The sequence below is a fragment of the Sporolactobacillus laevolacticus DSM 442 genome (assembly GCF_000497245.1).
GTDB lineage: Bacteria > Bacillota > Bacilli > Bacillales > Sporolactobacillaceae > Sporolactobacillus > Sporolactobacillus laevolacticus.
Map to the genome: position 1 here is coordinate 143,615 of NZ_AWTC01000002.1, position 11,827 is coordinate 155,441.

Here is an 11,827-nt window from a genome sequence, read left to right on the forward strand (position 1 = left end):
TTATAAAGTATTTATTCACTGAAAAAACCGCACACATTAAGGTGAAGTCCGCATATTTCGTGCGTGACCCCGCATTTATGATGCGGGATTGCACATTATGCACCCTTTTAAAACGAAAAAAGAATCCACATAAGTGGATTCCCAACATAATTCTTATTATTCTTTCTAAAACGTACTGATTACTTCTGCACTTGCCAGTCTTCCGAAGTTGGATCGGCGTACCATTTCTTCAGCTGTTCAAGTTGAGTACCGCTGATCGTTCCATTCTCAACTGCCAAGTGGATCAATGTTTCAAAATCAGTCAGCGTCTCAAGTGCGATTTTTGCTTCCGTAAAGTTGGTGTCAGCTTTCGGAAGCTGATATGTAAAGATGGCGGCAACACCAAGGACTTCTGCCCCGATTTCTTCAACAGCGTGAGCTGCAGTAAGCACACTTCCGCCTGTTGAGATCAGGTCATCAATGACAACTACTTTTTGTCCTGGATTAATGATTCCTTCAATCTGTTTTTTTCGTCCGTGCGACTTGGCTGACGAGCGAATATAAGCCATCGGCAGACCCATTGCTTCAGCAATTAGGGCTGCATGCGGAATCCCTGCAGTTGCTGTACCAGCGATTACGTCCGCATCAGGATAATGTGTTTGGATTAAGTTCACAAAAGCAGCGATGACATCTTTACGGACGTCCGGATAAGCAAGGATTAGTCGATTATCACAATACACCGGCGACTTAATACCGGAAGCCCACGTGAACGGTTCTTCCGGACTGAGAACCACCGCATTTATTTTTAATAGATGACTGGCAATTAATTTGTTATTTTCCATGTTTCATTCCTCCAATCTTCAAGTACACGCTGGAACGCTGCAGCCGGATCCGCTGCAGCAGTTATGCTGCGGCCGACGACAATAAAATCACTTCCAAAAGCCCTCGCCTGTGCTGGGGTTGCGATCCGCTTTTGGTCACCTGCTGCGTCATCTGCAAGACGGATGCCAGGAGTTACTGCAAGAAAGTCCGGAGATGTGCGTGTTTTAATCTGGTTTGCTTCCAAAGCGGAGCAAACCACTCCATCGAGACCGGATGCGCTGGCAAGTGCAGCGTACTCGGAAATCACATCGGTAATCGGCCGATTAATTAACAATTCATTTTCCAGCATCGCTTGGTCAGTGCTGGTCAATTGGGTCACTGCAAGGCAAATCGGTCGATATAATGATGTGCCTTCATCAAGCCCTTCTACAGCCGCGCGCATCATTTCGGAACCTCCGGCAGCATGGACATTAACCATGTCCGCACCAAGTCTTGCTAAACCTTTCATCGCACGATTTACCGTATGTGGAATGTCATGCAACTTCAAGTCGAGAAAGACTGAGTACCCGCCGGCTTTAAGTTCTCGTACAATGTCGGGTCCTTCCTGCATATAAAGCTCCATACCCACCTTGACATAGCAACCGGGCTGATCAATCTTCTTTAACACACGGAACATTTCATCTTTTGAAGAAACGTCAAGCGCGACAATGATGTGCTCTTCTTCACGCATGCTTCCAGCTCCTTCCGACCAATTCGTTTATATCGGAGATGCCCATACCATTCAGTTTTTCGGGAAGCTCCTTAATGATTTTCGGGCAGACAAACGGATCAACAAAGTTTGCCGTACCAACGGCGACAGCGCTCGCCCCTGCTAGAAAATATTCAATCACATCATCTGCATTCTGAATTCCGCCCATACCAATAATTGGTATCGATACTTTTTGACTGACTTCATAAATCATCCGGATCGCAACCGGTTTAATCGCCGGGCCGCTCAGTCCTCCAGTCAGGTTTGATAAAACAGGCTTTTGGCTTTTTAGATCAATCCTCATGCCAAGCAAAGTATTAATCATAGATAATCCGTCTGCGCCAGCTGCTTCCACAGCTTTAGCCATCGCTACGATATCTGTAACATTAGGCGACAATTTTACATATACGGGTTTTTCAGAAACAGCTTTAACTTTACTGGTCAGTTCTGCAGCGATTTCAGGAACTGTTCCAAAAGTAATGCCGCCGTGTTTTACGTTCGGGCAGGAAATATTCAGTTCAAGTGCCTTGACCACGGGCTGCTTTGACATTTTTTCCGCCGTTTGCACGTAATCTGACATCTCACTGCCGGCAATGTTGGCAATCACCGGAACATCGTACTCCGCTAGTCTAGGCAGCTCTTGGCTGATAATTTTATCAACACCTGGGTTTTGAAGCCCGATCGCGTTCAGCATACCGGCAGGTGTTTCCGCCACTCGCGGTGTCGGATTGCCATAACGAGATTCGAGCGTCGCTGCTTTTATAATTACTGCGCCAAGCACATTTAAATCATATAGATTGCCGTATTCCTTCCCAAATGCGAAACAGCCGGAGGCCGGCATGACCGGATTTTTCAAATCCAAGCCGGGTAGATGAACGTTTAGCATAATTCAACCTCCCTCGCTTTAAATACGGGGCCGTCACAGCAGACACGGCGGTAACCTTTGCTGTCCCCCGGATCGGTTGTATGGGTGACGCAAGCCATGCAGGCACCAATGCCACAGCCCATACGTTGTTCCAATGATACGAAAAGCGGTTTCTCGGTGATTTCACGTTCAAGCGCTTTTAACATTGGAGTCGGACCGCAAGAATAAGCTACATCAAAATCAACGGTATTAAGCACATCCGTAACCCTGCCCTTCTGTCCGCATGTGCCATCTTCGGTCATGACAATGGTTCGCCCCAATTTTTCAAAGGCATCCTGATAAAAAACATCTTTGGCGGAACGAAATCCCAGTACATGCGTCACCTGAACACCTTGGGCAGTCAAAGCCTGAGATAAACCATAAAGTGGAGGAACACCGACTCCACCGCCAATGACAAGTGCTTTGCCACCTGCTGGTACGGCATCAATGGGGAATCCATGGCCAAGCGGACCGAGAACATCGACTTTTTCGCCGACAACTGCCTGTGAAAGTAAACCTGTGCCAAGGCCTCCACTACGATAGATCAAGGTCATTATTTCAGATGAAGGATCTGCAGAACAGATACTGATCGGTCGCCGTAAAAGTGGCGCAACTGTTTGTGCTCCTCCACCTACCCGGATATGAACAAACTGTCCGGGCTCGGTAATCTCATTAACCATTCCGCCCTTTAGCTTTAGTTCGAAAATAGCGTCCGCGATTTTCTCATGCGCGAGCACACGCATGGCTTCCTGCCTCATTGACCAACACCTGCTTTATCATCAGTGCCCTTCTGCGAAACTGAATGACCTTGCATTTGCGGCATGCATTCGGTTTGGAATGCCAGTGATTCAAGTACTGTAAGCAATGCTTCAGTTGTATCCAGTGATGTGAGGCAGACAACACCATTTTCAACCGACTCACGGCGAATTCGGAAGCCGTCTCTTGCCGGTCTTTGACCCTTAGTTAGGGTATTAACCACGAATTGCGCACCGCCATGCCGGATGACATCAAGCAAATTCGGCGTTTCTCCACCAATTTTATTGACTACAGTTACCGGCAGATTTCGTTCCGAGATCATCGATGCTGTGCCTTCTGTTGCCAAAATATTGTAGCCGATATCATAGAACCGTTTAACGAGATCAAGTGCTTCTTCTTTATCTTTATCTGCAATCGTGAAGAGTACTGAACCATGTGCTGGGATCGTCATGCCGCTCGCGAGCAAGCCTTTGTAAAGTGCCTTTTCCAGTGTTACATCCTGGCCCATGACTTCACCGGTTGACTTCATTTCCGGTCCAAGGGTCACATCAACACGGCGTAGTTTGGCAAATGAGAAAACCGGTACTTTGACATAGACGCCACGTTTAGGCTCCGGATGGATCCCTGTTTCATAACCTAAATGTTCGAGTTTCTCTCCAAGAATCAGTTGAGTCGCTACCTTTGCCATCGGTACACCCGTGATTTTGCTCAAGAAAGGAACCGTGCGGCTAGCACGCGGGTTTACCTCGATCACATACACATGCTCCCGATGAATAACAAATTGAATGTTCAGCATGCCTACCACTTTGAGGCCGCGTGCAATCTTAATCGCAGTGTCTACAACCTCTTGTTTTACATGAACGCTTAGTGTTTGTGTCGGATACACCGCAATTGAATCTCCGGAATGGACACCTGAGCGTTCAATATGTTCCATGATTCCCGGGATATACACATTTTCACCATCAGATAGCGCGTCAAGCTCAATTTCCGTACCAACCAGATAGCGGTCAACCAATACAGGATGGTCGGGATTAATCAGGACTGCGTGATCCATATAGTGTTTGAGCGAGGTTTCATTATATACAATCTCCATTGCGCGTCCTCCAAGTACGTACGAAGGACGAACAAGAACCGGATAATCCAGCTTATTGGCAATTTTCACTGCTTCTTCGGTCGAGAAGGCTGTATCGCCTGCCGGATGATCAACATTCAGCTTTAACAGCAGCTGTTCGAAACGGTCACGGTCTTCGGCTTGATCCATTGCATCAAGTGTTGTTCCCAGAATCTGAACTCCGTTTGCGGCAAGTCCAGAAGCCAGATTAATCGCTGTCTGACCACCAAACTGGACAACCACTCCCTTTGGTTTCTCCAGATCAATCACGTGCATGACATCTTCAAGAGTCAGCGGTTCAACGTAAAGCTTATCAGAAACACTGAAGTCAGTCGATACTGTTTCAGGATTGTTATTAATCATGATCGCTTCATAGCCTTGCTGCTTGATTGCCCAAACCGCGTGTACAGTTGCGTAGTCAAATTCAACCCCTTGACCGATACGGATTGGTCCCGAACCGAGCACAATCACACTCTCGCGTTCAGATACGATTGACTCATTTTCATCTTCGTAGCTGCTGTAGTAATAAGGCGTTTCAGAAGCAAATTCTCCAGCACATGTATCTACCATTTTGTATACCGGACGGATGCCGCGTTCTTTGCGCCAAGCAGAAACTGCTTTTTCAGTCATTTTCCAGCATTGCGCAATTTTCCAGTCGGAAAAGCCATGCTTTTTGGCATTAAGGAGCGCTTTTTCGTTATCCGGCGCTGCTTCCAAATCCTTTTCAATCGCAACAATCTTGGCAATCTTATTCAAGAAGAATCGATCAATTTGTGTACAAGCCCAGATCTCTTCAATATCAGCGCCTCTACGTAGCGTTTCAGCAATCAGGAACAATCTGCGATCATCTTTCTTCTTAATGATGTTAAACAGATCTTCCATACTCATATCTGCTGTTTCTTTAAGCTCTAGATGTAATGTGCCATTTTCAAGTGAGCGAACAGCCTTAAGAATAGACTCTTCAAAATTTCGACCCATAGCCAGAACTTCGCCGGTTGCCTTCATTTGTGTACCCAGAGTTCGTTTTGCATCATCGAACTTATCAAATGGCCATCGAGGAATTTTGGTAACGACATAGTCCAGTGTTGGTTCAAAGCTTGCATAAGTTGTTCCGGTTACCGCATTCTTGATTTCATCTAGATGATAGCCAACTGCAATTTTAGCTGCTACTTTCGCGATCGGATACCCTGTTGCCTTTGAGGCGAGTGCCGAAGAGCGGCTGACTCGAGGATTAACTTCAATAATATAATAGCGGTCGCTGTTCGGATCCTGTGCCAGTTGGACATTGCAGCCACCCTCAATTTTCAGCGCGCGTACAATTTTCAACGAAACACTTCGCAAATGCTGTAAGTCGCGATCGCTCAATGTTTGGCACGGCGCCGTAACAATTGAATCACCGGTATGGATCCCGACAGGATCAATATTTTCCATATGGCAGACAGAGATGGCACCGTCATTGGCATCACGCATCACTTCAAATTCAATTTCTTTAAATCCGGCAATACTTTTTTCAATCAGTACTTGGTGAACCGGGCTCAATTTCAAACCATTTTCAGCGATGGTGTCCAACTCTTCATCGGTTGACGCGATCCCGCCGCCTGTGCCACCTAACGTAAACGCAGGGCGGATAATTACCGGAAGCTGGACTTTCGCTACAAAAGCACGTGCCTCATCCAAACTTGTCACAATCTCACTCGGAGGAACAGGTTCACCTAGCTCAATCATTAAGTCCCGGAATTTCTCACGATCTTCAGCTTTCTCGATTGTATCAAGATTCGTTCCAAGAAATTGAACATTAAGTTCATCAAGTATGCCGGTTTGGTGAAGCTGTACAGCCAGATTCAAGCCGGTTTGTCCACCAAGCGTTGCAAGCAGTCCGTCCGGATGCTCTTTGCGAATAATTTTACTGACAAATTCAACAGTCAGCGGCTCGATATAGACGCGATCTGCGATATCTGTATCCGTCATAATCGTTGCCGGGTTCGAGTTAACGAGGACAACTTCATAGCCTTCCTCTCGAAGTGATTGGCAGGCTTGTGTGCCGGAATAGTCAAATTCTGCAGCCTGTCCAATAATAATAGGTCCTGATCCGATGACCAAAATCTTCTTTATATCTGTTCTCTTAGGCAAGCCGTGCACCTTCCTTCTTGTTTGTTTCAATCATGCTGAGGAATTCATCAAACAAATCCTGGCTGTCATCTGGTCCTGGCGAAGCTTCAGGGTGATATTGAACACTGAAAGCCTGATACTTCGTATGACGCAGCCCTTCAATTGTTCCGTCATTGATTGCGACATGTGTCACTTCGAGATTGGTTCCTTCGAGAGATTCCCTTTCTACAGTGAATCCGTGGTTTTGTGAAGTGATGACAAATTTTCCAGAGCGCAGATTTTTCACTGGGTGGTTAACGCCTCGGTGTCCAAAACGCATCTTCACAGTATTTGCGCCTGCAGCAAGTGCAAACAGCTGATGGCCGAGGCATATGCCGAATACAGGGATTTTACCCAGTATTTCTTTGACCATCTCAACCGCTTCAGGCACTTCTTTAGGGTCGCCAGGGCCGTTACTCAGCAAAACACCATCCGGATGGAGCTTGAAGATGTCTTCTGCCGATGTTTGATAAGGGACAATGACTACATCAAAATTCCGTTTGATACATTCACGTAAAATGCCTTGCTTCGCGCCGAAATCGACAAGAACAACGCGAGGTCCTGAACCAGGAGTCACATACGCCGACTTTGTGGATACGCGACTAATCTGATCAGTCGGAAGCGGCCACTTTTTTAATTCTGCAGCGACTTCAGCCGGATCTGCTTCCGCCGACACAATCTTTCCTCGAAGCGTTCCGTATTCACGAATCACTTTTGTCAACTTGCGCGTGTCGATACCTTCAATACCTGGAACATCATATTCTTCAAGCCATTCGCTTAGTGTTTTGTCCTTCTGCCAATGTGACGGTGTTTTCGCGACCTCTTTGACAATTAATCCAGAAATGCTCGGACGCCCTGATTCGTTATCTGAACGGTTAATCCCATAATTACCAATCAAAGGGTAAGTCATCGTTACGATTTGTCCGCAGTAGGAAGGATCAGTTATCAGTTCCTGATACCCCGTCATCCCCGTATTAAAGACGACTTCCCCCTTCATGTCGGCAGTGCTGCCAAAGCTTTCGCCAACGAAAGCTTCACCGTTTTCCAATACAAGCTGTCTTTTCAATCGATTGCCACTCCTTTTATACAAATGAGCTCGCTCATCTGATATCATCTAAATCAATTATGCCAGGCTTTCTTTGATCACCATTTTTCAGCGACACGTTCAGTTACTGTTGCAATTTTTTTTGAACTTAACGCCCATTCGAGACTGGCCATACGTGCTGAAACACCATTTTTGATTTGTTTAAAATAACGTGAACGACTGGATTCAACGAGTTCATTATCAAGCTCGACACCTCTGTTAATTGGTCCTGGATGCATGATGATGCTCTGCGGTTTCATTCTCATGGATCGCTCAAGAGTGAGTCCGTACCTCGTGTGGTACTCCTCTTTTGTCATGTTCATCGCTTGTTCATGACGTTCATGCTGAATGCGAAGCATGATGACAGCCTCAGCTGTTTCGATCGCTTCATCAACTGTCACGTAGGTGCCGGGCAATGATTCGTTCCGCCATTCTTCAGGGCCGGAGAGAAGCACACGGCACCCCAGTCGAGTCAATACTTCTGCATCTGATTTTGCCACCCTGCTATACCGCAGGTCGCCGATGATTGCAACGGTCAGACCTTTCAGAAGGAGGAATTCTTGACGCAATGTCAGGAGGTCGAGCAGCGCCTGTGTCGGATGATCACCTGCGCCGTCGCCAGCGTTGAGAACAGAGATTCCGATGCCTTCAAGTGCTCGGTAGTAACCGATATCTTGATGACGAATTACGACTGCGTTAGCCCCAATCGCTTCCATTGTTTTCACTGTATCATAGAGTGACTCGCCCTTCAGCGCACTCGATGTCTTGCTGCTAAAATTAAGAACTTGGTAACCAAGCCGTTTCTCAGCAGTTTCAAAACTAAAGCGGGTACGGGTGCTCGGTTCATAAAAGAGGTTGGCAACGAGTGTATTTTTCGGTGCAAACCATCCTTCTTCATTCATTTCATGTATTTGTTCCGCGCGAGCCAAAATATCATTAATTTCCGTTACCGACAGATCATTCAAGCTGAGCAGATTTGCCATCTTAAAATCCCCCTCTAGTTTTTAATGTGCGCCTATTTTCGTCGCCTTTGCATCTATTTCATAAACTTTTTAGATACTAAAAAACCTCTCTGCCAGAATATGACAAAGAGGTTGTGTGCAAAAAAGCTGTACTGTGCGAAGCCACTCTTTATCAGTCTCTCTGGACTGCCTTTAAAAGATACTTTACGTTCCGCTAAGCTATTAACTTTTCGTTCGAATCATGACCGTGTCTGTTCCATCGATCTCATTCAGCTGAACCGCAATTTCTTCTTCTTTAGAGGTCGGAACATTTTTGCCAATATAATCGGGCCGGATCGGCAACTCACGATGCCCTCGGTCAATTAATACCGCCAGCTGAATACGCTGCGGCCGGCCGATATCCATGAGTGCGTCCATTGCTGCCCGAATTGTACGTCCTGTGTAGAGCACGTCATCAATCAGGATAACAGACTTTGATTCGATGGACACCGGCAGAATGCTGTCGATCAGTTTCGGATCATCTGTTTTCTGTTTTAAGTCATCACGATACAAAGTAATATCAAGTTCCCCGACTGCCACTTTCTTTTTTTCAATTGCTTCAATGCGTTCTGCAAGACGGTTCGCTAAATAAATACCTCTTGTTTTGATACCGACCAGAACAACCGCATCCACACCCTCATTGCGTTCGATGATTTCATGTGCAAGACGTGTAAGCGCTCGTCCGATCGCTTTTTCATCCAATATTTCTTTCTCTTCCAAATGCTCTTCACCCGCCATTTTACTGCGGTTTATTAATAAATCTTCTCCTGAATTCTTGCCGACGGCATAAAAAAAGCCTTGCCGTTTAGAGCAAGAGACCGCAGTGTTGTCAATAGACATTGACAATCATCACCCTTCTTAGTCTCTCTGGACTAAATTTAAAAGGAACTCATTCAATTTTTAAGCTATAGCAAGTATAGCCAAGTTGTGCCTGACTTGTCAATGAACATTCGACGTTTTTTACTCTTTATTTTTGGCATTTGCTATTACTTGAAAACATTGGTACGAAGTCCGTCAAGCAATTGCTCCATATCTCTAGGAAGCGGCGCTTGAAAGAGCATGAACTGATGAGTCACAGGATGCGTGAATCCGAGTTCAACCGCGTGCAGCGCCTGTCCCTGAATCGGCAAGGTCTTGCGTGGACCGTATTTCGGATCACCGGCTAGCGGATGCCCAATATAAGCCATATGCACACGAATTTGATGCGTCCGACCGGTTTCTAGCCGGCAGGCAACATATGTATAACGTGAAAAACGCTCAAGCACTTTGAAATGTGTCACTGCATGCTTGCTGTTCTTTTCAGTCACCGCCATCTTCTTACGGTCCTTATCCGCTCGTCCGATCGGCGCATCAATGGTTCCCTCATCATGAGGCAGAATACCGTGGACGATCGCCAAATAGAGACGTTGTGTCGTTTTATCCTTTAACTGAGCAGCGAGAGAGTGATGCGCCTCGTCTGTTTTTGCAACCATTAGAAGCCCGGACGTCTCTTTGTCAATTCGATGCACAATCCCCGGGCGCATAATACCGTTAATTCCCGACAAGTCATGGCAATGGCCAAGCAGAGCATTGACTAAGGTTCCCTTAAGATGACCAGGGGCAGGATGCACGACCATTCCTCTAGGTTTATTGATTACAATGACTGATGAATCCTCATAGACAATGTCTAAAGGAAGATCTTCTGGTTCAACATCAAGCGGTTCGGGTTCAGGAAGATGAACGAGCACCTCATCATCTTCCTTCATCCGATAACTCGTTTTTACAGCAGAACCGTTAACGAGAATGTTGCCATCCTTGATCAGCTGCTGGAGCCGATTTCTTGATTCACTTGTGATCTGTTCACTTGTCCAGCTATCAATACGTTTTCCTTCGTCACTTGCCTCAACTATTTTAACAATATCCGGCATTATTGTTCCTTCTTTCCATCAAGGAACAGATATATGATAAGCAGAATGACACCGATAAAAAGTGAAGAATCCGCAAGATTAAAGACCGGAAAGCTGTAATGAACAAGATAAACATGAATAAAATCAACAACTTCGCCTCGGAACATACGATCAAAGAAATTACCGAGTGTTCCACCGATAATAAAGCCAAGTGAAGTCCCTAAAAGAGGATGTTTTCTGCCATACTTTTGCATGTAATAGATGACAACGGCCAAAACAACTACTGTGATGATGAAAAAGAAGAAAAATTGTCCTTCTAAAATGCTCCAGGCTGCCCCCGTATTACGTATTGATGTTAAATAGAAGAAACCCGGAATGATGGTAACACTGTCACCAATCTGCATATTTTGGATAACAAGCCATTTTGATAACTGGTCGATCAATAAAACAAAAACTGCAAGTGCGTAATAAATCATGTATGAATTCCTCCAGAACGGTCGCAGGATATAGTCTGCGTTTTGCCTTTTTCCTCTTTCTGCATTTTAGCATAATTTTTTCGAAAGATATATGTATGCAGCGGGCAAGCCCGCTGCTCAAATTACTGTTCGATCGGATCCATGTACTCATAATCATTTCTAGATGCCCATTGATCATAGTACTGATTCTTTAAGACCTGAATATCATCGTCTCCAGAAAAGCCTTCAATACCGGTCGCGGCAAATCCCTCCAGATCTTCAACAAAACCCATGCCTTCTTCATAATCAATAGTATACGGGGAATCCTCATAAATTCCTTCCTGATCATTGTACTGTGAGACAAGATCAAAAGCGTTTTGCTCATTAAAACCGTTACTTTCAAAATCTGTTACTCCACGCTCTTCCATATCGATAATCACAGATTCTTCAACGGGACGCACCTTATGCCCATGATCGGTTTGCGCATTTTGAATGGATGTTCTCGCTGTAGGTAAAGCATTCAATCGTGCGCGGGGTATTTTCTCACCGGTCTTCTCATCATATCCATAGGTCCCATCTTTAATCTTTTTTAACGCGTGATTGATTTCATCTAATTCATTTTGGTCAAGCTTATGAAAAGCCAAATCTTTTTCCCGATCATAAAGCTGGGTCGCTGACTCGGCCGGATGGTTATCATAAGCCGACAGTTCGCCAGATGCAATATCGGTTGTAGAGCCTAATTCTTTGGCAATTTCCATATCACTCGTCAATTTTGCTTCAAGTGCTTGTTTACGTGTCATCAGTCTCTTCTTTATTCTTCGATAACCCCACATCGATAAAAAATCCCCCTTATTGCTCCCGCACACATTTATTAGTGTGGGATAAAGGGGGATTTTTAATATGCGTAATATTTACGCGTAATGGGAAACATTT

Annotated in this window: 11 protein-coding genes; all 11 read right to left on the reverse strand. The window is 45.5% G+C overall.

From position 1 onward, the window contains the following. Positions 1-179: 179 nt before the first annotated feature. Positions 180-821: an orotate phosphoribosyltransferase gene (gene pyrE / locus P343_RS22395; RefSeq protein WP_023508959.1), complete on the reverse strand. Its 642-nt coding sequence runs from the start codon at positions 819-821 to the stop codon at positions 180-182. Then, positions 803-1,531, reverse strand: coding sequence for an orotidine-5'-phosphate decarboxylase (pyrF, locus tag P343_RS22400; protein WP_023508960.1), 729 nt, complete (start codon positions 1,529-1,531; stop codon positions 803-805). The genes pyrE and pyrF overlap by 19 nt, the downstream gene beginning before the upstream one ends. After that, a complete protein-coding gene (locus P343_RS22405; RefSeq protein WP_023508961.1) occupies positions 1,524-2,435 on the reverse strand; it encodes a dihydroorotate dehydrogenase in 912 nt (303 codons plus the stop codon). Before P343_RS22405 ends, pyrF begins: the two co-directional genes overlap by 8 nt. Then, positions 2,429-3,211, reverse strand: a complete 783-nt coding sequence (locus P343_RS22410; protein WP_023508962.1) for a dihydroorotate dehydrogenase electron transfer subunit — start codon at positions 3,209-3,211, stop codon at positions 2,429-2,431. Before P343_RS22410 ends, P343_RS22405 begins: the two co-directional genes overlap by 7 nt. After that, positions 3,208-6,450 (reverse strand): carbamoyl-phosphate synthase large subunit, encoded by a 3,243-nt coding sequence (carB, locus tag P343_RS22415; protein WP_023508963.1) that lies wholly within the window; start codon positions 6,448-6,450, stop codon positions 3,208-3,210. Before carB ends, P343_RS22410 begins: the two co-directional genes overlap by 4 nt. Next, positions 6,443-7,534 carry a glutamine-hydrolyzing carbamoyl-phosphate synthase small subunit gene (gene carA / locus P343_RS22420; RefSeq protein WP_023508964.1) on the reverse strand — a complete coding sequence of 364 codons (1,092 nt, stop codon included), beginning with the start codon at positions 7,532-7,534 and terminating at the stop codon, positions 6,443-6,445. Before carA ends, carB begins: the two co-directional genes overlap by 8 nt. A 77-nt stretch (positions 7,535-7,611) precedes the next feature. Beyond that, on the reverse strand, positions 7,612-8,535 hold the full coding sequence (locus tag P343_RS22425) for an aspartate carbamoyltransferase catalytic subunit (protein WP_023508965.1): 924 nt from the start codon (positions 8,533-8,535) through the stop codon (positions 7,612-7,614). 201 nt (positions 8,536-8,736) lie between these two features. Further along, the gene (gene pyrR / locus P343_RS22430; RefSeq protein WP_031263606.1) at positions 8,737-9,291 is read right to left on the reverse strand and encodes a bifunctional pyr operon transcriptional regulator/uracil phosphoribosyltransferase PyrR; all 555 of its coding nucleotides are present in this window, start codon (positions 9,289-9,291) and stop codon (positions 8,737-8,739) included. Positions 9,292-9,539: 248 nt separating this feature from the next. Then, positions 9,540-10,460 (reverse strand): RluA family pseudouridine synthase, encoded by a 921-nt coding sequence (locus tag P343_RS22435; protein ID WP_023508967.1) that lies wholly within the window; start codon positions 10,458-10,460, stop codon positions 9,540-9,542. Then, a complete protein-coding gene (lspA, locus tag P343_RS22440) occupies positions 10,460-10,915 on the reverse strand; it encodes a signal peptidase II (RefSeq protein WP_023508968.1) in 456 nt (151 codons plus the stop codon). The genes P343_RS22435 and lspA overlap by 1 nt, the downstream gene beginning before the upstream one ends. 122 nt (positions 10,916-11,037) lie before the next feature. Next, positions 11,038-11,727: a TraR/DksA C4-type zinc finger protein gene (locus P343_RS22445; RefSeq protein ID WP_023508969.1), complete on the reverse strand. Its 690-nt coding sequence runs from the start codon at positions 11,725-11,727 to the stop codon at positions 11,038-11,040. Positions 11,728-11,827: the final 100 nt, after the last annotated feature.